The 23,881-nt window shown below is 71.7% G+C and carries 22 protein-coding genes and 1 tRNA gene; 13 read left to right on the top strand and 10 right to left on the bottom strand.

Annotation, left to right across the window (positions count from 1 at the left end; all coding sequences use genetic code 11):
* The first annotated feature begins 9 nt into the window (after positions 1-9).
* Entirely contained in the window at positions 10-1,521 is a 1,512-nt protein-coding gene (locus ABT006_RS00585; RefSeq protein ID WP_350701572.1) for a sensor histidine kinase, read from the top strand.
* Between the two features lie 141 nt (positions 1,522-1,662).
* On the opposite strand, the gene ABT006_RS00580 is transcribed toward ABT006_RS00585, so the two are convergent.
* From ABT006_RS00580 to ABT006_RS00570, 3 genes are all read right to left on the bottom strand, one after another.
* Positions 1,663-2,487 (bottom strand): ABC transporter permease, encoded by an 825-nt coding sequence (locus ABT006_RS00580; RefSeq protein ID WP_350701570.1) that lies wholly within the window; start codon positions 2,485-2,487, stop codon positions 1,663-1,665.
* On the bottom strand, positions 2,484-3,419 hold the full coding sequence (locus tag ABT006_RS00575; protein ID WP_350701568.1) for an ATP-binding cassette domain-containing protein: 936 nt from the start codon (positions 3,417-3,419) through the stop codon (positions 2,484-2,486). The genes ABT006_RS00580 and ABT006_RS00575 overlap by 4 nt, the downstream gene beginning before the upstream one ends.
* A 498-nt stretch (positions 3,420-3,917) precedes the next feature.
* On the bottom strand, positions 3,918-5,924 hold the full coding sequence (locus tag ABT006_RS00570) for an FG-GAP-like repeat-containing protein (protein ID WP_350701566.1): 2,007 nt from the start codon (positions 5,922-5,924) through the stop codon (positions 3,918-3,920).
* 292 nt (positions 5,925-6,216) lie between these two features.
* On the opposite strand from ABT006_RS00570, the gene ABT006_RS00565 reads away from it, so the two are divergent.
* The 5 genes from ABT006_RS00565 (at position 6,217) to ABT006_RS00545 (ending at position 11,563) form a co-directional block, all read left to right on the top strand.
* On the top strand, positions 6,217-6,945 hold the full coding sequence (locus ABT006_RS00565; RefSeq protein WP_350701564.1) for an ABC transporter ATP-binding protein: 729 nt from the start codon (positions 6,217-6,219) through the stop codon (positions 6,943-6,945).
* Entirely contained in the window at positions 6,939-9,431 is a 2,493-nt protein-coding gene (locus ABT006_RS00560; protein ID WP_350701562.1) for an ABC transporter permease, read from the top strand. Before ABT006_RS00565 ends, ABT006_RS00560 begins: the two co-directional genes overlap by 7 nt.
* A gap of 556 nt (positions 9,432-9,987) precedes the next feature.
* Entirely contained in the window at positions 9,988-10,485 is a 498-nt protein-coding gene (locus tag ABT006_RS00555) for a sigma-70 family RNA polymerase sigma factor (RefSeq protein WP_350701561.1), read from the top strand.
* Between the two features lie 23 nt (positions 10,486-10,508).
* Positions 10,509-11,057, top strand: a complete 549-nt coding sequence (locus tag ABT006_RS00550; RefSeq protein WP_350701559.1) for a hypothetical protein — start codon at positions 10,509-10,511, stop codon at positions 11,055-11,057.
* Positions 11,058-11,487: 430 nt separating this feature from the next.
* Positions 11,488-11,563, top strand: a tRNA-Arg gene (locus ABT006_RS00545).
* 223 nt (positions 11,564-11,786) lie between these two features.
* Here ABT006_RS00545 and ABT006_RS00540 read toward each other — a convergent pair.
* The 3 genes from ABT006_RS00540 to ABT006_RS00530 all read right to left on the bottom strand — a co-directional run bounded on the left by ABT006_RS00540 (position 11,787) and on the right by ABT006_RS00530 (position 13,250).
* On the bottom strand, positions 11,787-11,933 hold the full coding sequence (locus ABT006_RS00540) for a site-specific integrase (protein ID WP_350701557.1): 147 nt from the start codon (positions 11,931-11,933) through the stop codon (positions 11,787-11,789).
* Positions 11,934-12,113: 180 nt separating this feature from the next.
* The gene (locus ABT006_RS00535; RefSeq protein ID WP_350701555.1) at positions 12,114-12,590 is read right to left on the bottom strand and encodes a hypothetical protein; all 477 of its coding nucleotides are present in this window, start codon (positions 12,588-12,590) and stop codon (positions 12,114-12,116) included.
* A 177-nt stretch (positions 12,591-12,767) separates the two neighbouring features.
* Complete coding sequence (locus ABT006_RS00530; RefSeq protein WP_350701553.1) at positions 12,768-13,250, bottom strand: hypothetical protein; 483 nt, start codon at positions 13,248-13,250, stop codon at positions 12,768-12,770.
* 545 nt (positions 13,251-13,795) lie between these two features.
* Between ABT006_RS00530 and ABT006_RS00525 the strand changes: the two genes are divergently transcribed.
* Positions 13,796-14,299 (top strand): GNAT family N-acetyltransferase, encoded by a 504-nt coding sequence (locus ABT006_RS00525; protein ID WP_350701551.1) that lies wholly within the window; start codon positions 13,796-13,798, stop codon positions 14,297-14,299.
* A gap of 172 nt (positions 14,300-14,471) precedes the next feature.
* On the opposite strand, the gene ABT006_RS00520 is transcribed toward ABT006_RS00525, so the two are convergent.
* Entirely contained in the window at positions 14,472-14,918 is a 447-nt protein-coding gene (locus ABT006_RS00520; RefSeq protein WP_350701550.1) for a hypothetical protein, read from the bottom strand.
* On the opposite strand from ABT006_RS00520, the gene ABT006_RS00515 reads away from it, so the two are divergent.
* Entirely contained in the window at positions 14,902-15,264 is a 363-nt protein-coding gene (locus ABT006_RS00515; RefSeq protein ID WP_350701548.1) for a hypothetical protein, read from the top strand. The genes ABT006_RS00520 and ABT006_RS00515 overlap by 17 nt on opposite strands.
* 149 nt (positions 15,265-15,413) lie before the next feature.
* Positions 15,414-16,391, top strand: coding sequence for a zinc-binding dehydrogenase (locus ABT006_RS00510; protein ID WP_350701547.1), 978 nt, complete (start codon positions 15,414-15,416; stop codon positions 16,389-16,391).
* Between the two features lie 54 nt (positions 16,392-16,445).
* On the opposite strand, the gene ABT006_RS00505 is transcribed toward ABT006_RS00510, so the two are convergent.
* Positions 16,446-17,294 (bottom strand): SDR family oxidoreductase, encoded by an 849-nt coding sequence (locus ABT006_RS00505; RefSeq protein WP_350701545.1) that lies wholly within the window; start codon positions 17,292-17,294, stop codon positions 16,446-16,448.
* Positions 17,295-17,415: 121 nt separating this feature from the next.
* Between ABT006_RS00505 and ABT006_RS00500 the strand changes: the two genes are divergently transcribed.
* Together ABT006_RS00500 and ABT006_RS00495 are read left to right on the top strand one after the other, a co-directional pair.
* A complete protein-coding gene (locus ABT006_RS00500; protein WP_502890814.1) occupies positions 17,416-17,775 on the top strand; it encodes a winged helix-turn-helix transcriptional regulator in 360 nt (119 codons plus the stop codon).
* A gap of 328 nt (positions 17,776-18,103) precedes the next feature.
* Positions 18,104-18,985: a trypsin-like serine protease gene (locus tag ABT006_RS00495; RefSeq protein WP_350701541.1), complete on the top strand. Its 882-nt coding sequence runs from the start codon at positions 18,104-18,106 to the stop codon at positions 18,983-18,985.
* A gap of 164 nt (positions 18,986-19,149) precedes the next feature.
* On the opposite strand, the gene ABT006_RS00490 is transcribed toward ABT006_RS00495, so the two are convergent.
* Both ABT006_RS00490 and ABT006_RS00485 read right to left on the bottom strand, forming a co-directional pair.
* Positions 19,150-19,749 carry a ClpP family protease gene (locus ABT006_RS00490; protein WP_350701539.1) on the bottom strand — a complete coding sequence of 200 codons (600 nt, stop codon included), beginning with the start codon at positions 19,747-19,749 and terminating at the stop codon, positions 19,150-19,152.
* 135 nt (positions 19,750-19,884) lie between these two features.
* A complete protein-coding gene (locus tag ABT006_RS00485) occupies positions 19,885-20,409 on the bottom strand; it encodes a helix-turn-helix domain-containing protein (protein ID WP_350701537.1) in 525 nt (174 codons plus the stop codon).
* Between the two features lie 259 nt (positions 20,410-20,668).
* On the opposite strand from ABT006_RS00485, the gene ABT006_RS00480 reads away from it, so the two are divergent.
* Complete coding sequence (locus ABT006_RS00480) at positions 20,669-21,682, top strand: potassium channel family protein (protein WP_350701536.1); 1,014 nt, start codon at positions 20,669-20,671, stop codon at positions 21,680-21,682.
* A 351-nt stretch (positions 21,683-22,033) separates the two neighbouring features.
* Positions 22,034-23,833 carry a trypsin-like serine protease gene (locus ABT006_RS00475; RefSeq protein WP_350701534.1) on the top strand — a complete coding sequence of 600 codons (1,800 nt, stop codon included), beginning with the start codon at positions 22,034-22,036 and terminating at the stop codon, positions 23,831-23,833.
* Positions 23,834-23,881 lie beyond the last annotated feature (48 nt).

Raw genomic sequence — 23,881 nt, 5'->3', positions numbered from 1 at the left:
GGATCGTGGGTGACGGTCCTGACCGACGTGTCGCTCTGGGCGGTCCTGTCGGCGCCGATCGCCTGGGACCTGGTCGTCGCCCCGACCGGCCCGTACGCCGGCTGGCGGCTGGCGGGCTCGCTCCTGCTGATGGCCCTCGCGGTGGTGGTCAGCCGGCACCACCCGACGATCTCCCTGCTCATCGTCGTGGTGCCGACCGCGTTCGAGGGCAACTTCGTGTTCGCCGTTCCGGTGATGAGCTACCTGGTGGGTCTGCGGATGCCCCGGGCCCGCCCGGCCGCGTACACGTTCGCCGCGATCGCGGCGGGCGGGACCGCGCTGACGGTCGGCGTCCTCGGCTCGGGCGTGACCACCTGGTTCTTCCTCACCACCACCCTGCTCTTCGTCGGGGTGTTCCCCTGGCTGGTCGGCCGCTACCGCCGCCAGCAGCGGGCGCTCGTCCACGCCGGCTGGGAACACGCCGACCTGCTCGAACGGCAGCAGCGCGCCGCCGCCGAGCGGGTCCGGATGCGGGAGCGGGCCCGCATCGCGCAGGACATGCACGACTCCCTGGGCCACGACCTGGCGCTGATCGCCTTGAAGGCCGGCGGGCTGGAGCTGGCCACCGATCTCGACGAGCGGCACCGGCGGGCGGCGGGGGAGCTGCGTGCCAGCGTCACCGCCGCGACCGAGCAGCTCGCCCAGATCATCGGCGTGCTCCGCGAGGACGGCGCGCCGGCTCCGACCCGGCCGGCCGCCGAAGGTGTCGCCGACCTGGTGGGGCGGGCCCGCGACGCCGGGATGCCGGTCCGGCTCAGCGGGGACGGGCTCGACGCGCCGGCACCGCCGATGGTCGAGCGGGCGGTGTACCGGGTGGTCCAGGAGGCGCTGACCAACGCCACCCGGCACGCGCCGGGCGCCGCCGTGACCGTCGTGCTGACCCGCTCGGCCGAGCAGACGGTGGTGAGCGTGGTCAACGAGCCGCCGCCGGGTGGTCTGCTGCCCGGCGTGTCCTCGACGGGTTCCGGCCTGCTGGGCCTGCGGGAGCGGGTACGGCTGGCCGGTGGTGCGCTGAGCGCCGGGCCACGAGGCGGCGGTTTCGAGGTCACCGCCCGCCTGCCCCACGCCGCCGGTGCCGCGTCGGTCGACGCCGACGAGGGCGTACGTCCGGCCCGGCCGGCGTCGGCGACCGGGTTGCGTGAGGCGCGGCGGCGGGTGCGGCGCAGCCTCGTGGTCGCGGTGACCGCCCCGGTGGTGGTCGCCGGCGTGCTGTCACTGGCCTACTACCCGTTCGCCACCTTCGACGCGGTCCTCGCTCCGGCGGACTTCGACCGGATGCGGATCGGTCAGTACCGCACCGAACTGCGGGGCATGCTGCCGGACCGCCAGGTCGTCGAACGGCCGGACCCGGCGGACTGGCCGCTGCCCCCGGGTGCCTCCTGCGAGTTCTACACCGACGGCAACTTCCCCCTCGGCCAGGCCGCCTACCGGCTCTGCTTCGCCGAGGGTCGGCTGCTGACCAAGGACCGGATGTCCGACTGACGGCGGCCGGCGACGACCCGGCCCGCCCGGCCGCCAGCTCGTCGCCGCGATGCGTACCCGCGCGGGTCGAATGCGACGCCGGCCCGGTGGACGGCGCCGGGTGACGGCGGTCGCCTCGGACCGCCGCCACCCGGCCCCGGATCAGGCGTCCCGGGACCGCAGCACCGCGTAACCGGCGAGCATCGCGGCGAGGGCCCACGCGGCGAGCAGGGCGAGGCCGGCCGCCGGCGGGTACGGGTCGGTGTCGCCGCTCATGAAGTGGGATCCGGCCACCCCTGGCAGCCCGTCGACGAGCCGGTTGACGAACTCGATGTCGAGGGCGCCGAGCGCGATCGGCACCACCATGAGGATCATGAACACGGTGGTCAGCGTGCCGACGGCGCTGCGCAGCGCCGTCCCGAGCCCGAGGGTGAAGACGCTGATCAACGACAGGTACGCGGCCACCGCCAGCACGTCGCCGACGGTTTCCGCCGCCCGGAACCGGCCCCACTCGCCGAGCACCGGGTCGGCGACGGCGGAGCCCAGCGCGGCGAGCAGCGCGCCCACGACGAACGTGACCACGGCGACCACGGCGGTCTTCGCCAGCAGCAGCCGGCCCCGTGACGGGGTCCACTGCAGCGTGCTCCGGATCGTGCCGGTCGCGTACTCGGCGGTGATCACCAGCATCGCCAGCGCGATCACCGTGAACTGCGCCAGGAGGACGGAGCTGATCGCGACGGTACCGACACCGACCACCCCCGGGTCGTCGACGGGGTCGGAGTTGGTGTTCTCGTTGACCACGTAGATGGCCTCCTGCCCGGCTGCCGCCGCCATCAGCAGGGCGCTGGCGAGCAGGTTCCACCAGACCGAGCGCACCGACCAGAGCTTGGTCCACTCGCTGGCGATCGCGCCGGTCAGGCCGCCGCCGGTCGCATCGCCGCGCCGGGTCGACCGGCCGGCGGGCAGGGTCGTCGTGGCCGTCGTCATGCCCGTGCCCCCGATCCGGTCGCCAGGGCCCCGTACTCGACGTCGTCGGCGGTCAGTTCCATGTACGCCTCCTCCAGTGACGCCTCGCGCACGCTCAACTCGTGCAGGCGTACGCCGATCTCGTGCGCCAGGTCGCCGACCTGCTCGACGCCGGCACCGGTGACGACGAGTGCGCCGTGGTTCTCCTGCTCGACCGCGACGCCCGCCGCGACGAGCCGGCGCCGCAGCTCGGCCAGGCCGGCCGGTTGGGGGCTGCGCACCAGCACCGCCGTCGACGAACTGCCCCCGATGACGTCGGCGATCGGGGCGTCGGCGATGAGCCGGCCCTTGCCGACCACCACGAGTTGGTCGGCGGTGAGCTGCATCTCGCTCATCAGGTGGCTGGAGACGAAGATAGTCCGACCCTCGGCTGCCAGGGACCGCATGAGTTCGCGGACCCAGCGCACCCCGTCCGGGTCGAGCCCGTTGACCGGCTCGTCGAACATGAGCACCCCCGGGTCGCCGAGGAGGGCGCCGGCGATGCCGAGGCGCTGGCCCATGCCGAGGGAGTACGCGCCGGCCCGCTTGCCGGCGACGTTGGCCAGGCCCACCGTGGCGAGCACCTCGTCCACCCGTCGGGTGGGGACGCCGTTGCTGCGGGCCATCGCCAGCAGGTGGTTGCGGGCGCTCCGCCCCGGGTGCACCGCCTTGGCGTCGAGCAGCGCACCGACCTCACGCAGCGGGTGCCGCAGGGTCGCGTACCGCCGGCCGCCGACGAGCGCCTCGCCGGCGGTGGGCCGGTCCAGACCGACGATCATGCGCATCGTGGTGGACTTCCCCGCACCGTTCGGGCCGAGGAAACCGGTGACCCGGCCCGGCGTGATGTCCAGGGTCAGGTTGTCGACGGCTGTCGTCGCGCCGAAACGTTTCGTCAACCCGCGTAGTGTGATCATGTTTCTCCCGGTGGATGTGCCATCTCGCGTCGACGGTAGGAATCCGCCGGGTGCGGCACAGCCGCCGATCGGCACCGGCCGGACCTGACGAAAGTCAGGACCCGGGTACGCCCGCCGTCGAGAAGCGCGGGGCCGGGACGGTGGCCCGTGACCGTCCCCGAGGGCCAGCACTTCACCTTCACCGACCACCAGGTGCTGCTGCCGCAGCTCGCCGCGGCGTTCCCGCTGCCGGAGGGACTCGTCGCCGGCCTGATCGGCACCGTCGACCCGGGCCGGATCGTCACCTCCCAACGCGTCTACCTCACCGCCTCTTCGACCAGCACCTCCGCCAGCGACCCCGGGCGCTGCTCGACCGCCCGTCGCCGAGGCACCCCGACGTCACCTTCGTCCGCTGACCAACCGTCGAGGACGCCGCCGGCCCGTCAGGGCGGGCCGGCGGCATCCTCGGGCCCTACGCCCCAGCGCCTGCCAGGCGGGAACGGCGCTGTCCGTCGTCGCTCAGGCCCGACCCACCTGGACCTTCGTCGACGTCGCCGCCGACGCCGCGGGGCGTTGCGGCACCACCACGAGCCCGTGGTTGTAGTTGGCCATCAGCAGATCCTTCAGGCCGTCGTCGTTGATGTCGGCCACCGCGAGACCGCGTGGGGTGAAGGAGCTGGCGGGCGGCAGATGGGAGACGCGGAACTCGTTGCCCAGCCAGCCGTCCGGCCGTTGCAGCAGGACGCCCGCCGAGCTCCAGCCGCCGTGGGTGATGGCGACGTCGTCACGACCGTCGTTGTTCACGTCGGCGATCGCGATCGCGTCCGGCACCTCGTAGACCGGGTAACGGATCCACCGTCCGAGCACGCCCGCGCCGTCGTGGGTGAGCACCTGCACCTGGGCGTCCGGCGCGTTGCCGGACACGGTGACGACGACGTCCTTCCTGCCGTCCCCGGTCACGTCGCCGACGGCCATGGAACCGACCACGCGCAGGTACCCGGCGGGAGCCTGGTACCCCACCGGGTCGGCGAACGATCGAGGCGCCGTCTGGGTGCTGATCCGGATCAGTTGCCCGAGCTGCACCACCAGGTCCGGCCGGCCGTCCCCGGTCATGTCGACCACGTCCAGCACGAAGCCGCGGTGCGGCGAGACGAGAGCCGCGGGCGCGAAGCCACCGGTGTCGTCGCCGTACCGCACGAGGACGCCGTTGTCGCTCACCGCGACGATGTCCGTGCGGCCGTCGCCGTCCAGGTCGCAGAGCTTGAGGTCGATCAGGTCGTCGACGAACGACAGGTGCTCGGCGGTGGAGAGCCCGGTTCCGGTACGGCGGAACACGTCGACCCCGTCGCCCGTCGCGACGACCAGTTCGTTGGCGCCGTCGCCGTCCACGTCGCCGATGACCGGGTACATGCTGCCGCCGGTGGGCGTCGACATCGCCACCTGCTGCCTCAGCACGAGCTGGTTCTCCGCCTCCTGCACGAACAGGAACGCGGAGTGGTCGTGGGCGTCGTCGGAGTACTCGGTCGTCGTGACCACCACGTCGGAGAGCCCGTCGCCGGTCAGGTCGCCGGCGGCGACGGCTTCCTCCCGGGAGCCGAGCTTCAGCCACGAGAGGCCGTCGAAGAGCACCGAGCCGTACGGCTGGGTGACCACGGGCGCGGCATCGCCGGACGCGCTCGCCCCGGCCGGTTGCCAGTCGTACCCCTGGAACTGCGCGTAGACCGGCTTCGGGGTCCATCCGCTGCCGTCGACCATGGCGATCGCCGTGCCGTCGGTGCCGTGGACGTTGGCGAACGCGACCGCGCCGCCCGCGGACATGAACACCACCTCACCGCCGGGAATCCGGCCGTCCGCGTAGCGCACGTTCGCGATGAGCAGGATCCGCTGCCCCTGCTCCACCGAGCCCGGTGACACGGTGACCGTCGTCGTCGTGGCCGGGCCGGTGTAGACCCGTACGGCGTCGGACGTGGCCGTGGCGCCGCCCGCGGCGACCGCCCGGATCCAGTAGACGTAGCGGGTGGCGACCGTGAGGCCGGTGTCCGCGTACTCGGTCGACGTCGTGGTGCCGACCACCGTCTCCACCGGTGCCGCGCTGCTCAGGCGGACGATCTCGTATCGCGCGGCGCCGGACACGGCCTGCCAACGCAGGGTCATGCTCGTCTCCGCCGCGGTCGCCCGCACGTTGACGGGCTTCGGGAGCGAGGTCAGCACCGACGCCTCGGTCGAGTCGCCCGACGCCCGCTTGTCGGAACGGGACCGCACGACGTAGTAGTACGTCGTCTCCGGCGCTACGGTGTCGTCGACGTAGGACGTCCCCGTGGCCGTTCCCACCGGTGCGTACGGGCCACCCGACACGGTTCCGCGCCGTACCTCGTAGCTGCTGGCACCGGCCGCGGCCGACCAGCTCACCTCGACCCGGGACGCGGAAACCGCCGCCGCGCTGACCGAGGCCGGCGGCGTCAAGGCCGCCGCGAACGCCGGTGTGGTGGACGCCGGCACCGCGAGCAGAGCCGTCAGCAGGACCATCACGACACGGCCTGGCCGTCGCTTCTGCGACAACATGCACCCTCCAGATCCCGGGGATTCCGTCGTACGCAACAGCGCTGACGCATACGAGAACGTCACTGCCGACGCGGGTCCACCGCCGGCATCCGCGGGACCTCAGTCAGGTGGCCGGGCGGCCAGGCGTGCGACGGGGATGGGGCTGGCCGTACCTCGAAAGACTCCGGGCAGCCTCACTGCGGCGGGCTGAAACGCGGGCTTTGCTGGAGCCATGCAGAAAGATCGCGGGGTCGCGGGGAACCCGGGCGGCGGTGACATGATCCGGTTGGATGGCGTCAGCAAGCGGTACGGGTCGGGTAACGCCAAGGTGACAGCGTTGGACGAGGTGACGGTGGGTTTCGCCAGCGGCACCCTCACCGCCGTCATGGGCCCGTCCGGCTCGGGCAAGAGCACGTTGCTGCAGTGCGCGGCCGGGCTGGACCGGCCGACGGCCGGCAGGGTCTGGCTGGCGGACAACGACCTCGGCCTGATGTCCGAGACCGAACTGACTCTGCTGCGTCGCGATCGGATCGGCTTCGTCTTCCAGTCTTTCAACCTGCTCCCGTCGTTGACCGTCGAGCAGAACGTGGCACTGCCGCTGCGGCTGGCCGGCCGTCGACCGAGCCGGTCGGAAATCCGGGCGGTGCTGGCCGGCGTCGGGCTGGCCGACCGGCACCGGCATCGACCCGCCGAGTTGTCCGGCGGGCAGCAGCAGCGGGTGGCGATCGCGCGGGCGATCGTCACCCGGCCGCAGGTGCTGTTCGCCGACGAGCCGACCGGCGCGCTGGACTCGGCAGCCGGCCGGGACGTCCTGCGGCTGCTGCGGGAGCTGGTCGATCGGGACGGGCAGACGATGGTGATGGTGACCCACGACCCGATCGCCGCCGCGTACGCCGACCGGGTGGTCTTTCTGGCGGACGGCCGGCTCGCCGACGAGTTGGCGCAGCCCGACGCCCGGTCGGTCGTCGAGCGGATGGCCGGGCTGGAAACGGCCGGCGCATGCTGACCCTGTCCCTTCAGACGCTCAGGGCGAGGTGGACCACGTTCGTCGGGTCGTTCCTGGCCCTCGCTCTCGGGGTGTGCCTGCTGACCATCACCGGTCTCAGCCTGGCGGCGACCCTCGGACGCGATCAGGCAACCGACTGGTACGCCAACGCCGACCTGGTCGTCACCGGCAGCAACACGGTGACGGTCACCTACGGCGCCGGCGACACGGCGGTCCAGGAGACGACAACGACAGCCGACGCGGCCCCGGTACCGGCCGACATCCCGGCGCGCATCGCCGCCATGAGCGGGGTCGACGAGGTGGTGGTCGACCGTCGGGTCCCGGTGCACGTGGACGGCTGGGACGGCTACGCCCGACCCTGGTCCAGCGCCGCGATGCACCCGTACTCCCTCCTTGCCGGCGGTCCACCGACAAGCGGCGAACATGTCGTGCTGGGCAGCGCGGCCTCCGCGGCGCCCGGAGAACCCATCGTCGTGCAGACCCCCGCCGGTCCCCGCGCGATGACCGTCGCGGGCGTGGTGGACGACGACGCGGGCGCGATCTATCTCAGCGACGACACGGTCAACGAGTTGGCCGGCGGTCGCATCGAGGCCGTGGCGATCCGGGTGGCCGACGGCGCCAGGGCGGCTGACCTGGCGCAGCGGATCTCCCGGCCCGGCCTGCGGGTGCTGACGGGAGACGCCCGATCCCTCGCGGAACCCGACCGCGACGGCGACAAGCTCGCCTTCGCCTCCTCGCTCCTCGGCTCCACCACCGGCGTGGCCGCTTTCGTCTCGGTCTTCGTCGTGGCCGGAACGTTCTCGTTCGCAGTCGTGCAGCGCCGGCGGGAGTTCGCCCTGCTGCGGACCGCCGGGGCCACGCCTCGGCAACTGCGGCGGCTGGTGCTCGGCGAGGCACTGGCGGTGGGCGTGCTGGCGTCGGCCACCGGCGGCGCGCTGGGGACCATCGTGGCGGCACCGTTCGCCTCCTGGCTCGCCCGGGTCGGCCTCGCGCCACCCGGCTTCACCGCGCGGCCCGTGTGGTGGCCACTGGTTGCGGCGATGGGCGTGGGGCTGCTCGTCGCCCTGACCGGGGCAATGGTCGCCGCGCGGCGGGCGGCGCGGGTGCGGCCCCTCGATGCGATGCGGGAGGCGGCAGTCGATCGGCGGGTGATGACCGTCGGACGGTGGATCTTCGGGCTGCTGAGCCTTGCCGGTGCCGGAGCCCTGCTGGCGGCCGTGCCCGCCAGCGGACCCGACGGGCTGGGCCTGCTCCTGGTCGATGCGCAGCTCGCGCTGATCGCGGCGGCGTTGCTGGCCCCGGTGCTCGTTCCACTGTTCGTCCGGGTGGTCGGTTGGCCGCTGGCCGGCAGCACCGGGCAGCTCGCCCGCTGCAACGCCCTCGCCGCCAAGCGGCGCACGGCGTCGACGGCCACCCCGATACTGGTCACCATCGGTCTCGCCGCCACCACCCTGGCGGCTACCGCGACCCTGTGGGAGACGCAGCAGCGGTCGGCCCAGGACCGCATCACCGCCGCCACGGTGGTCACCCCCGCCAGCTCCGCCGGAATCGGGGAGGCCACGGTGGTCGCCCTCGGGCAGCAGCCCGGGGTACGCGCCGCCGTTCCGGTCCGGAGCGGGGAGGCGTACGTCCGACGCGGTGACCTGATCGAGGGCTTTCCGGTGATGTACGTCGGCCCCGGCGTGACCGAAGTGCTGAACCTGCCCACCCTCGCCGGCTCGGTCGATGCCGTCCACCAGTACGGCGGCACCGATGGCAAGCCCGTGCCGGTGGCGGTGAGCCGGTCCGCGAAGTGGTCGCTCGACGAGGTCGTCTCGATCTGGCTGGCTGACGGCACACCCGTCCGGCTGCGGGTGGCGGCGGTGCTCGACGATTCGCTCGATCTGGACCGGACGCTGCTACTGCCCTGGGACTTCGGCCGGCAGCACGGCCCTCGCCGTGGCGCAGACGCGGTCTATCTCGCCCGCGACTCCACAGTGACCCGCGGCGACGCCGCGCTCGACCGGGTCGCCGCCGCAGGCGGCTCCACGATCGTCCCCGTGGCCGACCACGTGTCGGCGGCCCACGCCGAACAGGACCGGATGAACCGCCTCGCCCTCCTGGCGCTGCTCGGCATGGCACTGCTCTGCGCCACGATCTCCATCGCGAACACACTGATCATGGCGGCCGCCGATCGGAGGCGAGAGTTCGCTCTGCTCCGGCTGGCCGGCGCCACGCCGCGGCAACTGCTGCGGACTGTCGCCACCGAGGCGGCGCTGATCGCGGTTGCGGCAACCGCTCTGGCCGGGACCCTGGCGGCCGGCACGCTCGTCGGTCTGCGGGCCACGCTGGTCCCGCTGACCCCGCACCCGCAGATCGTCGTGCCATGGGCAACCATCGGCGCGATCACCGCCGTCTGCCTCGGCGTCGCCGTCCTCGCCAGCTTGGCACCCGCCGCGCTGGCGCTGCGGACACCGGCCGCCCGGCTCGCCGCAGCGCGAGAATGAACCGGGTGTTCGAGCTGTTCTGGCCTGGGCCGACGGGGTCCGGACCTGCCAGAAGACGGGCAAAGTAAACAGGTCAAACCCCACCCTTGACCGGCTCCGCTCCTTCATGGATGACGCAGGAGAGCCATGATCGGACGGCACGGCACCGCGGCGCGCGGCAGATCGCGCACACTCGTGGTAGGCGGGCTCGCGCGCCTCACATCCGGGATTTCAACACGTCGACCTCGCGGCCCGGCGCGGCCGGGTCGAAGCCGTGTTCCACCAGCCAGCGGATCGCCAGCAGGCTTCGCATAGACGTGCCGCCGTCAGCTGACGGCGCTGGACAAGGAGTCGCTCAACGCGCTCGGGCGGCCGGCCTCGACGATCAAGCGCGAAATCGACGACCACGCCAGGGACACCCTTCTCCTGGCGTGGCGCAGGCTGGCTACGGTACCGACGGCGCCACTGCCGTGGATGCTCGGCGTGCCAGGCAACCGTGACGGCGGTGCAGATGATTTTCTTCATGCGAGTTCGGGCCGGGGGTAAGTGGGCCGAGGGGCTCAGGCGTGTACGGGACGTGGGACACGAGCAAGCACAGTTCGCAGAGTTCTATCGGGTCCACCGGGCCGCCTGCGCGCGGGCGGTGGTGGCCAGCACGGGCGACCGCGAGGGCGCTGAGGACCTGGTGGCAGAGGCGTTCACCAGGGCCTGGATGTCCTGGCGGAAGGTCAGCCGGCACCCGGCTCCCCAGGCGTGGGTGGTGCGTACCGCCCTGAACGCGCGGGTGTCGGCCTGGCGGCGCCGCCGCCGCGAGGTCGCCCTGGCTGACGGGCACGACGTGGCGGTCGGCCAGGACGCCGGGGGCGTGGACGCGGCGCTGATGGCGGCGCTGCGACGGCTGCCCGCCCGCCAGCGAGAGGTGATCGCGCTGCGGGCGTTCCTGGACCTGGACACCGAGACCACCGCTCAGGTGCTCGGCATCGCTGCGGGAACTGTCACCGCTCACCTGTCCCGGGCCGTCGCGACGCTGCGCGGCCAGTTGGTACCCGCCGAGACTCAGGAGATCAAGCAGTGAGAGACCAAGACGTACTGCGTGCGGTGGCGGACGGCCTGTCCGGCCTGGACATGGATCGGCCGGCGGAGGTCATCATCGCCGCGGGCAACACGCGGCGCCGACGTCGGCTGGCCGCAGTGACCGCGGCCGGGGTGATGCTCGCCGGGCTGGCCTTGGCCGTGCCGGCGCTCACCGGCTCGGGACCCGCCTCGCCGCCGTCCGCGGAGCGGCCGGCCAGCATGGCTCCGACGCAGTTGGTCGCCTTCTCCGTGGCCAGCAAGCCCAACGGGACGGTGCTACTCACCCTGTCGAAGAAGCAGGTCGCCGACCCGGACGCGGTTCGAAAGGCGCTGTCCGAAGCCGGCGTGCCGGCGGAAGTCAGGGTCGGCTCAATCTGCCACTCCGTGCCCGCGCCCCGACTTGATGATCGAACCTTCCCCTCGCATAGCGAGGCGGATGCGAACACTCTCCTGGTGATCAACCCGTCGGCCATTCCGAAGGGCGCGGTGGTGAGCATCGGGTACAAGGAATCCCACGGCCCGGTCGCGTTCGGCCTGGCCTGGAAGAACCGGATGACCTGCAGCAACATGTGATCATGCTGGCCGCCGTATCCCCTCGTTGAGCAGCTCCGGCGGCAGCGAGCCGCACGACGTTGATCGCACACCCGCCACCGCTGAAGACGCTCATCGGCGTGCGGTGCGGACCGCTCAGGTCCGCACCGCACGCGCCAGTTCTGCGCGCCCGAAATCCGGCGTGTTCCGTCGGGAACGAGGAATCAACACGCATCGCCGAACCGAAACAGTGGGGCTCCTGCGGCAGGGCCATTGCTCTCCAGCGGATGCCAAGCCCGGTCAACCCGTGCCAACGCGGGTCACCGCAGCCGACCGCCGGTCGCAAACCCGGGTTCGTGTGCACGGGGTGTGGCCCTGGGCTGGGAGAACGGGGGTGCGGAGAACGTGGGTGAACGTGGGCCACTCCCTGCCACCCCAGGTGAACGCCCCGGTCGCTAGACTAGGCCGTCGCGCCCTCGTAGCTCAGGGGATAGAGCAACGGTTTCCTAAACCGTGTGTCGCAGGTTCGAATCCTGCCGGGGGCACCAGGTCACAGCCTTGATCAGCAATCATTCTTCCGCCTTCCGGGGCTTGCGTGCCCGCTGCGTGCCCGATCGCCTCGCCACCTTCGCCCGGCTCGCATCCAAGTGCTGAGCGACCTCAGCGTCCCGCCCGTCGGCGGCACGGGCGTAGTGGCGGGTGGTCACGCTGGCATTGGCGTGCCCGAGCCGACGAGCGGCCACCAGGACGCCGTGGGAATCCGCGACCCAGCTACGTAGCGTGCGTGGCCCGCAGGTCGTGGGGCGTCACGTCGCTGAGCCTGGCCGACCGTGCGGCGGCCAGGAACCGGCGGCGGAACCCGTGGTAGCTCTGCTGCCGCTCGCGGGTGTGCGGTTGCCGGCCGGGGAAGACGAACACGTCCGGCCATTGGGCAGCGTCGCCAGGTGCTCCCGGGGCAGCTGCACCACGAACGCCGGCACGGCCAGTTCCCGCCGCTGGTGGTTCTTCGGCGTGTCGATGACCGGGGAGCAGGCCCGTTCCACGATGTGCGGACTCACGGCGGAGATGGGCTTCAGGCAGAGGTGCGAGGCGGCAGCCTCAGGAGGATGCACTGTACGGCGCGTATTGAACGCTGCGGGACCGGCGACGCCAGGCGGGCAGCGGAAGGCAGCCAGCTAGGCCCTCGTATCCGATATGGGTCTCGGCCGACCCATCGGGCATCACCACCTCGACGAGGGAGCGTTTCCGCGCAAGAACCTCCCGGACGCGTCCCGCGACGACCGAATTGGCCATGTCGTCGAGGAAGGCCAGGTCCTCGGGCACCGGGCGAAGTTCCGATCTGCCTCCGTACTCGCCAACCTGTAGGACGATCTCCTCCCCGAAGTCGGCCCATCCGAAGGCCCGAGCGTCGGGATTCGTCGGTGTGATCGTCACAGTCAGGCCCCATTGGGGGTGCTCGATCTTCACCTCTGCTGCGCCGGCCAGCTCGTGCGCCAACCGGGTAGCCAGACCCAACGTCGCAGCGGTTGCCGAACCAGATCCGTCAGGAACGTCTTGCGAGTTGGTGTTGCTCATGCGCGGGGACTGTACAGCCACCCGTACAGCCAAGCCCGCCCGCTCACGCCGACGCTGCCCGACAACGACAGACGGCTGACCAGGAGCACAGCCCTCCGACCAGCCATCCGCGATCTTCTTCTAATCCCCAGGCCGGTCAGGTCACCCGGCGCATACGGGGGACGCGAGCCCCGACGCTCAGGGCCTGGGCGCTACCCGGACGATGCTGCCCCCGCCGCTCGCCGTGTTGTCGTCGCCGACCACGGAGGTGACCAGGTTGTAGTAACCCGGCTTGGCGTCGGGACCGATCACGATGGTGCTGACGGGTCGTTCGTCGGGCGTGCCGGATGGTCGAACCGGTGCGGCCACGAAGGTGACCAGCCCCGGAACGGCTGGGGTGCCTGTTGTCGCGTCCTTGAGGTCACCTACGGTGGCGAACGGACCCGTCAGGCGAGCGGTCAGCTCGACTTGCGGTGGGGTTGCGCCCGGCTCGCCCGGTGACTCGACAGTCCAGTGCACAGTCAGGGTTTGACCTGGCAGGTACAGCCTGTCGACGTCCTGGGCCTCGCAGCAGGTGTAAGTCACCGGCACGGCCGCTACCGGGCCGGAGGGCTCGGCGCCGCAGGCCGCCAGGAGCGGCGTGACAAGGCAGGTAAGCAGGAGGACCCGCCACGCGTTCATGCGCAGCATCGTAGGCCCAGGCGGGCCATCAGCGGGCCACAGGGTGATGTCACGGTGGGCCATGCCAGGCCACGTCAGAGCGCGTCGATCAGGCGTAAGGCATGCTTATAGTCGATCTTGTGCGATTCCCAAGCTGGCAGTCGACCTGTGCTCGCGTGCCCGTTGCGTGCCCGTTGGGATGGGCGACGGCGGTCAATGGCGGTCAGCTCCTGGACGTGGCAGCCAGCATGGCGGCGCAGGTCAAGCCAGGTCGCTGCCGAGCGGCTTTCGCTCGTGTCCACACTTCCTAAACCGTGTGTCGCAGGTTCGAATCCTGCCGGGGCACCAGGTCACAGCCTTGATCACCGATCACTGTTCCGCCCTCGGGCGCGTGCCCGTTACGTGCCCGATCGCCCGCCGCTCCGACGTGCTCACGTCCAGGTGCCGAGCCACCTCAGCATCGTGGCCGTCGATCGCGCGTAAGACGAGAGCCCAGCCGACCGCACCGCGGTGCGTCCCGTCAAACAGCTTGCCTCCCGTGCGACGTCGCCGACACCATGGGCCGCATGCGGATCGAGATTCGCTCCCTGATTGCCGACGACTGGCCCCGACTCTGGCCGATGTTGAAGGACATGGGCGTGAACGGTGAGCACCCCGACGCCCAACGCGAGCGGTACGTCCAACTGGTCGCGGACCCCCGATGGGTCATCCTTGGCGCGGATGCCGACGGCGAACTGGCGGGATACGCGGCTGTCCAGGACCACGGTCCGCACCTTCGATCGGGCGACGATCACCGGGTCGCCCGACTGCACGATCTCTATGTGCGTCCCGACCTTCGTTTGGGCGGGGTGGGACGCGCCTTGATGACGGTGGTGTCGCGGTGGGCGAGACAACGGGTGCGGTATCTGGAGTGGCAGGCTCACCGGGAACGGGCAGCGCCCTTCTACGAACGCCTCGGATACAAGGGCGAGCCATGTCCTCAGCCCGACTACCCGACGTTCGAAATTGACTTCCGGTCGACCTCCGGCGCTGGGGCTGGAGCATCCGCCGGGCCTTTCCCCGGCCGGTGACCGCGAGGGGCAGCGGCCATGAGGGGTACCGTTTTGCAGTCCTCCGCAGGACAAGTGCCACGACCCGGGGCGCCCTGGGCGGCCTTGTTCCCCAGCTCGGAGTGCGGAGGGGCCGCAGTCACACCGACGGGAAGGCCCTGTTGCCGTCCGCCAGTCAGGCTTGCTCTCAATCTCATGGTCGCGCGAGTGCCCGCTCCACGCCTCGGCGCATCCGTTGCGATGCACCCGGTAGGCCATGCAGGCGGCGAACCTCATGAGGCTTCAGCTCTCGTCGACCAGCTAGCGCGATCGCTGCGGCATACGGCCTGGCATCGGGTTGACGTAGCAGGACTTCGATCTCCTGTAGGACCTTGAGCAGGACGCCTCGGTCCGCGTGTGGGTGTTGGGCGACGAGCCGGAGCAGGTGGTGGCGATCCCACCGGTCGAACTCCCCACCGAGCAGCTCGGTCAGGGTTGCCGCGCCGGTGCGGATGTCCTTGGCGACGGCCAGCCGCACGAACGAGTAGGGGCTACGGGCAAGGGTGTGCAGCCCGTCCTGGTCGATTCGTGGGTCCGAGACGAGGTCCAGATAGTCCCGCGGTGTGCGTACGTGTGGAAGCAGCGTGTCGATATCCGGCATCCGCTCCCTCGCCGCGTCGCTCAACCGGTATCAAGGGCGCTTCGCGTCGCTCCGCGACGGTCTGCGGCAACCCTCGACCCCTCTGCGCACAGATATTCTGCTTGCATCAGACTTCAATCCGAAGCCAGTCGTTGCCAGCGCGAAGCCAGAGACCGCCGTCGCGGCCCTGACCACAGTGCAGGACAACACGGCCGGGCACCCGCACCTTGCGCCGGTCGGTCACGCGCCAGGCCCCGCCGACCAGTTCGGCGCTGACAACCTCGACCGATCGCTGATTGTGGTCGCGCCGGGCGTCGCCCTGCCCAGAGATCCGCGGTCGGCAGCTTCCATACCCGGTGAGCCTTGACGGCCGCGGACACAGCACCCTCGAATCTTCAGCAGCACGCAGCGTAGGCGCGAGCAGTGTAGTGATGCCGCGGCTGCGCGACTTCCTTGGTGTTCCGGGCCGCCGGCCGGGGTTGACCTCAAGCGAGGTTGAGGTAGTCGGATGGGGGCATGCGTGCGATTCAGCTTCACGAGTTCGGTCCCCCCGGAAACCTGGTGCTCGACGACGTGCCGGACCTGTCGCCCGGCCCCGGCCAGGTCCGGATCGCGGTGTCGGCGAGCGGCGTGCACCTGCTCGACACGAGCCTGCGCCGGGGCGAGGCCGGCGGCCCGATGCCGCTGCCCGACCTGCCCACCGTCCCCGGGCGGGAGGTCGCCGGCGTCGTCGACGACCTGGGCGAGGGCGTCGACGGGTCGTGGCGCGGCAAGCGGGTCGTCGCGCACCTGGGCATGGTGCCGGGCGGGTACGCCGAGCAGGCAGTCACCTCGGTCGAGTCGCTCTACGCCGTACCGCGGAATCTGACCTGCGCCGAGGCGGTGGCGGCGGTCGGGACGGGCCGGACGGCGCTCGGGATCTTCGACCTGGAGACGCCGACGGCGGACGACGTCGTCTTCGTCCCGTCGGCGGCCGGTGGGGTGGGCTGGCTGCTGGTGCAGGCGGCGCGGACGACCGGCGCCACCGTGGTGGCGGCGGCGCGTGGCGCCGACCGGACGGCGGCGCTGCGCGACCTCGGCGCGGACATGGTGGTGGACTACGGGCTGCCGGACTGGACCGATCGGGTGCGGGAACAGGTGGGCGGCCTGAGCCTGGTCTACGACGGGGTGGGCGGCGCGGTGGGTCGGGCGGCTCTGGAGCTGTTGAGGCCGGGCGGCCGGTTCATGATGTTCGGCTGGTCGGCCGGCGAGGCGACGCGGATCGGGACGGACGACGTCATCGGGCGCGGCCTGACCGTGGGCTGGCTGGGGCAGCGGATGCGCACCCTGCCCGGCGGCATCCCGGCGCTGGCCGCCCGGTCGCTGGAGCTGGCCGGGAAGGGCTGGTGGCGACCGTTGGTCACGACCTATCCGCTGGCCGACGCCGCCACGGCGCACGCCGACCTGGAGGGGCGCCGGGCGCTGGGCAAGGTGGTGCTGACCGTGGAGCGTTGACCGGGCACCCGGCCGCCCCGCGCGTCGTCGGCGGGGCGGCCGGGTGGGCGGTCGTCAGAGCGCGGCGCGGATCGCCTCGGCCAGCGTGGTCGGCTGCCGGCCGATCAGCTTCGCGAGTTCGTCGCTCTCGACGTCCAGGTCGCCCTGGGCGATGCCCCGGTCGCCGTCCGCGAGCATCTCCGCGTACGCCTGCGGCACGCCGGCGCCGGCGAGCACCTCGGCGTACTTCTCGACGGTGAGGTCGGTGTAGCCGACCTGGCGACCGCTCTGCCGGGACAGCTCCTCGGCCAGCTCGGTCATGGTGATCGGCGCGCCGGCCAACTCGTACACCCGGTTGGCGTGGCCCTCGGTGGTGAGCACCGCCGCCGCGGCCTCCGCGTAGTCGGCGCGGGTGGCGACGCCGATCCGGCCGTCGCCGGAGGCGCCCACGACACCGTGCGCCAGGTAGGTCGGGAGCTGCGGAAGGTAGTTCTCGACGTACCAGTTGTTGCGCAGGAAGACGTACGGCAGACCGGAGGAGCGGATCTCCTGCTCCGTCGCGCGGTGCTCCGTGGCGAGGATGAGGCTGGAGGTGTCGGCCTTGGCGATGCTGGTGTAGACGACCAGTCCGACGCCGGCTTCCTTGGCGGCGGCGACGACGTTGCGGTGCTGCTGCACCCGCTGCCCGACCTCGCTGCCGGAGACGAACATCAGCTTCTCGGCCCCGGCGAGGGCGGCGCGCAGCGAGTCGGGGTCGCTGTAGTCGGCCCGCCGCACCGTCACGCCGCGCGCGGCGAGGTCGGCCAGCCGGTCGGTGTCCCGGCCGAGCGCCACGACCTGCCCGGCGGGTACGCCCCGGCGCAGCAGCGAGTCGACGATCAGGCGGCCGAGGTGGCCGGTGGCGCCGGTGACGACGATGGACATGGGGACTCCTTGCGTACGTGCGGGATGGCGTCTGACGTCATCGGCAACGGGAATGCGAGCGCGATACTTCCCGTTGGAGAGTAGGCACCTTGAAGTGCGTGACTTACCGATGGAGAGTGCAGTGCGCCCGAACGTCTACGCCCGCAACTGCGGCAGCCGGCAGGTGCTGGACCGGATCGGCGACCGGTGGAGCGTCCTGGTCGTGCTCACCCTCGCCGACGGCACGAAGCGCTACGGCGAGCTGGCCCAGCGGATCGAGGGGGTGAGTCAGAAGATGCTCACCCAGACCCTGCGGGCGCTGGAACGCGACGGCCTCGTGACCCGGACGGTGCACGCGAGCGTCCCGCCGCGGGTCGACTACGCGTTGACCGACCTCGGCCGCAGCCTGCTCGACCTGGTGGCCGGGCTCGAGTCCTGGGCCACCACCCACCTCGACGAGGTGGAGGCCGCCCGCGCCCGCTACGACGCCGAGCCTCGCTAGGCCGCCGGAGCAGGGGCGCGGGCGTGTGTCGGGGACGGCGGCCGACGGCGCGGGCGACAGCCGGAGCCGGTGTTTCGACGGCGCCGCGAGAAGGCCAGCCCAGACGGCGCCGCGAGAAGGCCAGCCCACCGGAAAGGGCGGCCTCCGGATGTAACGAGATTCGCTGGCAAGACGCTGCGCTTGCAGCCCGCGAATATTCCCAGCTCCGGGAATAGGCTCCGCATATCGACGGCCGCCACCGGCGGCCATCGCGTACCGCGCGTCGGACGCGGATCGAGGGGGCGCGTCCGGCGCCGGTGCCGCTTCTCGTTTCACACCGGAGGACCCTGTGCGTCGTACCGCACTCTTCGCCACGCTGACCACCGCGGCGCTCGCCGCGGCCGTCGTCGCCGCCACACCGGCATCCGCGATCAACACCTACAACGCCCTGCCCGCCCCGGAGCGCACCGAGGTCGGCGCCCTGATCGTGCAGTGGGACCGCGACGGCGATCCCGGCACGCCGGACGTCGTGGACTGGTACTGCTCCGGCACCATGATCGACCGCGACGTCTTCCTGACCGCGTCGCACTGCACCACCGACTGGTCGCCGGGCGCCCGCTTCTACGTCTCGCTCGCCCAGGACGTGGAGGCGGAGCTGGCCGCCGCGAAGGCCGCCGGGCTCAGCCCGGCGCAGGTGGCCGCCGCCGTCGGCGTCGAGGGCACCGAGCACGTCCACCCCGACTATCCGGGCAACTCCGCAGACTCGCACGACATCTCGGTGGTCACCCTCGACACCGCGCAGGCAGCCGAACTGGACCGGCGCTGGGACTTCACCCCGGCCACCCTGCCGACGGCCGGCCAGCTCGGCGCGCTCGGCTCCCGGGCGCTCGACGCGGCCCGCTGGGAGGTCATGGGGTACGGCACGGCGGAGGCCCAGCGCGAGCCCGGCGGGCACGTCCACCCGGGCGGCGGGGTGCGGATGAAGGCGGAGGTCGGCTTCACCGCGCTCAACAACACCTGGGTGCGGCTCGCCATGAACGAGAGCCGCGACTACGGCGGGGCCTGCTACGGCGACTCGGGCGGCCCGAACTTCGTCACCATCGGCGGGCAGCGGCTCCTCGCCGCCACGACGATCACCGGCGACGCCCCCTGCTACGCCACCAACGTCACCTACCGGTTGGACAGCGACAGCGCCCGCGACTTCCTGGACGACTTCGTCGACCTGCCCTGACGGCGGAACGCGACGGCGGCCGGCGGGACCATCGCCGGCCGCCGCCGCGCGTCACCGCCGGGCCGCCCCCCGTCGCCGCGGTACCGGCCGCCGGGGCCGGCCGGTCCGGCTGCCGCGCCGGCTCGGCCCCGGGCGCCCGGCCGCCGCCCGACCCGGCCGGCCGGTCAGCTTTCGGGCAGCTGGGCGACCTTGGTGAGCACCTTGTCGATGAGGCCGTACTCGCGGGCCTGCTCGGCGGTGAACCACCGGTCCCGGTCCCAGTCCTGCTGGATCTCGTCGAGGGTGCGCCCGCTGTGCCGGGCGATCAGCTCCTGCATGGTCCGCTTCACGTGCAGCATGTTCTCGGCCTGGATGGTGATGTCCGCGGCCGTGCCGCCCATCCCGCCGGACGGCTGGTGCATCATGATCCGCGAGTGGGGCAGCGCGTAACGCTTCCCGGCCGCCCCGGCGCAGAGCAGGAACTGCCCCATCGAGCCGGCCAGGCCGAGCGCCAGGGTGGCCACGTCGTTCTTGACGTAGCGCATGGTGTCGTAGACGGCCATCCCCGCGCTCACCGAGCCGCCCGGCGAGTTGATGTAGAGGAAGATGTCCCGGTCCGCGTCCTCGGCGGCGAGCAGCAGGATCTGGGCGCAGATCCGGTTCGCCGACTCGTCGGTCACCTCGGTGCCGAGGAAGATGATCCGCTCCTTCAGCAGCCGGTTGAACACCTGGTCGTCGAAGGACGGATGCCCACCGTCCAACATGCGTACGCCCGTAGCGATCATCGCGCGCCCTCCCACAGTGCCGGCGGGCGACCGGAGGCGCCCGGGGGACCGGCCCCTTCAGACTGCCCGCTGGACGGCGCGTCGCCGTAACAATTCTGCCGGCGGCAGATCCGCTGAGGGCGGAAGCGGCCGGGCCTAGACGACCGCCGGCCGCCGCTGGCCCGACCGGCACCGTCCGCAGCCGAGCACCGCACGGGTACGCGGCCCGGGGTGACCCCCGCGCGCGGAGGCGGAGCGTCCGACCCGGACGGTCGGCCCGCCGGCCCGGGGAGCCAGGTGGAGCAGCGGCCCGCCGGTGCGGAGACCGACCCGGGCGACCGGCGTGACGTCGGGGGCGTCCGCCCGCTCCGGCCCGACCGGGGCGGTGCCGGCCGGAACGGCCGCGGCGGAGGCAAGCTCCGCCCGGGGCGCCGCCGGGATGCGCGGCTCGACGCGGCGCAGGTCGTCGCGCGCCTCCTCCAGCAGGTCCGACAGGTGGATGCCGAGCGCCCGGCAGATCGCCGCGAGCACCTCCGAAGAAGCTTCCTTCCGACCGCGTTCGACCTCGGACAGGTAGGGCACCGACACCCCGGCGGCCTCGGCCACCTCGCGCAGCGTGCGGCCCTGCCGCAGGCGGAGCCGGCGCAGCACCCCGCCGATCACTCGTCGTAGCAACGACATGCGGGCCTCACTCTCGTGGTCGCCGTCGGGGACACCCCCATCATGCCCTGTCCCGGCCCCGCGGACCGGCCCGTCGGCGCGCCGCCCGTACGGGAGCCGCCGCCCGGACCAGCGCGTCCAGGTTGCCCGCCCGCCGCCACCGCGGCAGCCGGGTCCGGGCGCGACCGGTTGCCCCGTCGGCGACCCCGCCGTGCGGATTCCCGTCGGGCCGCTATGTTGTGGGCGTGCAGGCGACGACGGAGTCGGGGCAGGTCATCAGGTGATCCACTTTCCCGCGCAGCGACGGGGCCCACTGAGCGCGCTGAGCCTCCGCCTTGCCGCCGCCATCGGCCTGGTCTTCGCCACCGTCGCCGTGGTCTACCTCGACCGGGACGGCTACCGCGACGTCAACGAGGACGGCATGACCCTCCTCGACTGCTTCTACTACACGGTGGTCACCCTCTCGACCACCGGCTACGGCGACGTCACCCCGGTCAGCCAGACGGCCCGGCTGGTCAACGTCGTCTACATCACGCCGGCCCGGGTGATCTTCCTGATCATCCTGGTCGGCACCACCCTCGAAGTGCTGACCGAGCAGTACCGCACCGGGCGCCGCCTGTCGCGGTGGAGGAGAGCCGTGAAGGACCACGTCATCATCTGCGGCTACGGCACGAAGGGCCGCAGCGCGGTCTCCGCCCTGCTCGAGAACGGGCTGGACAAGTCCCGGATCGTGGTGGTGGAACGCAGCGGCCCGGCCCTGCGGCAGGCCACCTCGGCCGGCCTGGTGGCGATCGAGGGATCGGCGACCCGCTCGTCCGTGCTGAACGAGGCGCACGTCCGCAACGCCAAGGCGGTGATCATCGCGACCGACAGCGACGACGCCTCGGTCCTGGTGGCGCTGACCGTACGGCAGCTCACCGCCGGCCAGGTGCGGATCATCGCCGCCGCCCGCGAGGCGGAGAACGCCCCGCTGCTCAAGCAGAGCGGCGCGCACCACGTGATCGTCTCCTCGGCCACCGCCGGCCGACTGCTGGGCCTGTCCACCTCGGCCCCGCCGCTGATCGACGTGGTGGAGGACCTGCTCACCCCCGGCCAGGGCATGGCGCTGGCGATGCGCTCCGCCGAGCGGGCCGAGGTGGGCCGCTCCCCCCGGGAGCTGGACTCGCTGGTCATCGCCCTGGTCCGGCGCGGCAAGGTGGTGACGCTGGCCGACAAGGCCGGCGCGGTCATCGAGACCGGCGACATGCTCGTCCACGTCCGCGACGACCGCCCTCAGGCGACCACCACGCCCTGACCGGCCCCGCGCCGGCCGACGCCGGGCGGGCCGGCGGTGCCGGCCACGCCGACGGTCGTCCCTGGACGGCCGCCCGGTCCGAGCCTTTGGGCTGACCAAGAATCGTCTTCGCGGATCTTTTTCCGCGCCGGCTCGTTTGCTACCGTTTGGCGGCTTGGAATCGCCGGTGAGCGTTATCGATCGCAGCCGACGCGCCGTCAATGGCACAGGCACGACGGGGGCTTCATCTTTCGCACGTGGGCTGACGCCCCGCGCGTCGATCGTCGTCTTCCCGTCCGGTCGGGAACACCTCCGCTGAGCCGTTCCGAGCACCTCGTTAATCGAACGACGGGAAATCAATCAGTGGCTGAAGTGGCAACATCCGCAGGAGCCAGGCGGCGTTGGTCGGCCGGCGTCGTCGGCCTCGCCCTCGCCGGCGCGGCGTTCGTCGCGCCCGCTACCGTCGCTCAGGCCGCCCCCGCCGGGGACGGCGTGTACGACGCGGCCAGCGAGTCCGGGACCAGGAACCTGGACAGGCTGCCGAACCTGCACAAGGGCAAGCTGGAGCTGCCCTCGCCGGGCGCCAAGGGACCGCGGTTCCAGACCGGCACGGGTCCGTCGCCGCGCATCGTGAAGGGGGAGTTCGCCAGCGCGTCGGAGTTCCCCTACATCGTCGGCGTCGTGACCAGCTTCAAGTACGCCGGAGATTTCTACTGGTACTGGTGCACCGGCACGATCATCGCCCCCAACAAGGTGCTGACGGCCGCGCACTGCACCGCCGACGGCCCGGGCACCACCCGGGTCATCGCCGGTAACGACCAACTGCTCGACAGCAACGGCAACATCCTCGGCGGCAGCGGGTTCGTCGCCGAGGTCGGTTCCACCTGGACCCACCAGAGCTGGAACATCAGCGCGGTCTACAACGACCCGACGATCCCGATCAAGCACGACGTCTCGGTGCTGACGCTCAAGCAGAACCTGCCCGGCGAGTACACGCCGGTGACGCTGGGCACGCAGGGCGACTCGACGCCGTACCAGGAGGGCACGAGCGCGGTCATCGCCGGCTACGGCGTGACCGACTCGGACGAGGAGAACCCGGACAGCCGCCTGCGCAAGGGGACCGTTCCCATGCGGTCCGACTCGGTCTGCAGCACCTACGGGTACGACCCGAACGCGATGACCTGCGCCGGGGCGGGCACGCCCAGCGTGCCGAGCACCGACACGTGCGGCGGCGACTCCGGCGGTCCGCTGATGGTCGGCGGCAAGCAGGTCGGCGTCACCAGCTGGGGCTTCGAGCCGTGCGGCACGAGCCCGGGCTACTACGTCCGGCTGAACAACTACGTGAACACGGTCAAGGAGGACCTGACCCGTCCGCCGCTGATCAACGCCGACTGGGCCGGCGACGGTCACACCGACCTCATCGCCCGGGACACCGCCGGCAACCTCAAGCTCTTCGAGGGCGCCGGGTTCGCCAACAACGGGTTCGGCGGCTTCTACTACGCGCCGAAGCAGCTCAACTCGGGCTGGGGCAGCTTCAAGCGGGTCTTCCGCGTCTACAACTGGAACGGCGACAAGCGGCCGTCCATCATGGCGATGAAGACCACCGGCGAGCTGTACATCTACAACACCGACGGGGCCGGCAACTTCGTCGGTGGCGGCAAGCTGATCGGCACCGGCTGGGCGAACTTCACCGCGCTCATGGTGACGAACAACTGGATGGGCAACAACCGCCCGAGCCTGCTGGTCCGCAAGTCCAACGGTGACCTCATCCGCTACACCAGCAACGGTACGGGCGGCTGGGAGAACCCGTCGGGCACCCGGATCGGCACCGGCTGGAACGGGTTCAACCTGTTCCTCACGCCGGGCGCCTGGAAGGGCGATGGGCTTGAGGTGATCATCGGTCGCACCTCGACCGGTTACCTCAAGATGTACCAGTCCGACGGCAAGGGCGGCTGGACCAACCCGGCCGGCACCCAGATCGGCAGCGGCTGGGGTGGCTTCAAGAACATCATGACGCTGGGCGACTGGAACGGCGACAACATGATGGACATGCTGGGCGTCAACAGCAGCAACCAGATGCGGCTCTACACGACCAACGGCAAGGGCCAGTGGATCGACGCGAGCGGCAAGGTGATCTCCAGCGGCTGGGGCAGCTACAACCTGATCTTCTGACCAGGGGAGGCACTCCCGCGCAGTAGAGAAGGGGCCCGCAACCGACCG

The organism is Micromonospora sp. NPDC002717, from assembly GCF_040295705.1.
In the GTDB taxonomy this organism is placed as follows: domain Bacteria; phylum Actinomycetota; class Actinomycetes; order Mycobacteriales; family Micromonosporaceae; genus Micromonospora.
This window is presented reverse-complemented; position numbering and strand designations above follow the sequence as displayed.

Excerpts from the sequence above, each read along its gene's own strand:
- ABT006_RS00580 (WP_350701570.1), bottom strand. The coding sequence starts at position 2,487 with ATGACGACGGCCACGACGACCCTGCCCGCCGGCCGGTCGACCCGGCGC.
- ABT006_RS00575 (WP_350701568.1), bottom strand. The coding sequence starts at position 3,419 with ATGATCACACTACGCGGGTTGACGAAACGTTTCGGCGCGACGACAGCC.
- ABT006_RS00570 (WP_350701566.1), bottom strand. The coding sequence starts at position 5,924 with ATGGTCCTGCTGACGGCTCTGCTCGCGGTGCCGGCGTCCACCACACCG.
- ABT006_RS00565 (WP_350701564.1), top strand. The coding sequence starts at position 6,217 with ATGATCCGGTTGGATGGCGTCAGCAAGCGGTACGGGTCGGGTAACGCC.
- ABT006_RS00560 (WP_350701562.1), top strand. The coding sequence starts at position 6,939 with ATGCTGACCCTGTCCCTTCAGACGCTCAGGGCGAGGTGGACCACGTTC.
- ABT006_RS00535 (WP_350701555.1), bottom strand. The coding sequence starts at position 12,590 with ATGAGCAACACCAACTCGCAAGACGTTCCTGACGGATCTGGTTCGGCA.
- ABT006_RS00530 (WP_350701553.1), bottom strand. The coding sequence starts at position 13,250 with ATGAACGCGTGGCGGGTCCTCCTGCTTACCTGCCTTGTCACGCCGCTC.
- ABT006_RS00525 (WP_350701551.1), top strand. The coding sequence starts at position 13,796 with ATGCGGATCGAGATTCGCTCCCTGATTGCCGACGACTGGCCCCGACTC.
- ABT006_RS00520 (WP_350701550.1), bottom strand. The coding sequence starts at position 14,918 with ATGCCGGATATCGACACGCTGCTTCCACACGTACGCACACCGCGGGAC.
- ABT006_RS00510 (WP_350701547.1), top strand. The coding sequence starts at position 15,414 with ATGCGTGCGATTCAGCTTCACGAGTTCGGTCCCCCCGGAAACCTGGTG.
- ABT006_RS00505 (WP_350701545.1), bottom strand. The coding sequence starts at position 17,294 with ATGTCCATCGTCGTCACCGGCGCCACCGGCCACCTCGGCCGCCTGATC.
- ABT006_RS00490 (WP_350701539.1), bottom strand. The coding sequence starts at position 19,749 with ATGATCGCTACGGGCGTACGCATGTTGGACGGTGGGCATCCGTCCTTC.
- ABT006_RS00485 (WP_350701537.1), bottom strand. The coding sequence starts at position 20,409 with ATGTCGTTGCTACGACGAGTGATCGGCGGGGTGCTGCGCCGGCTCCGC.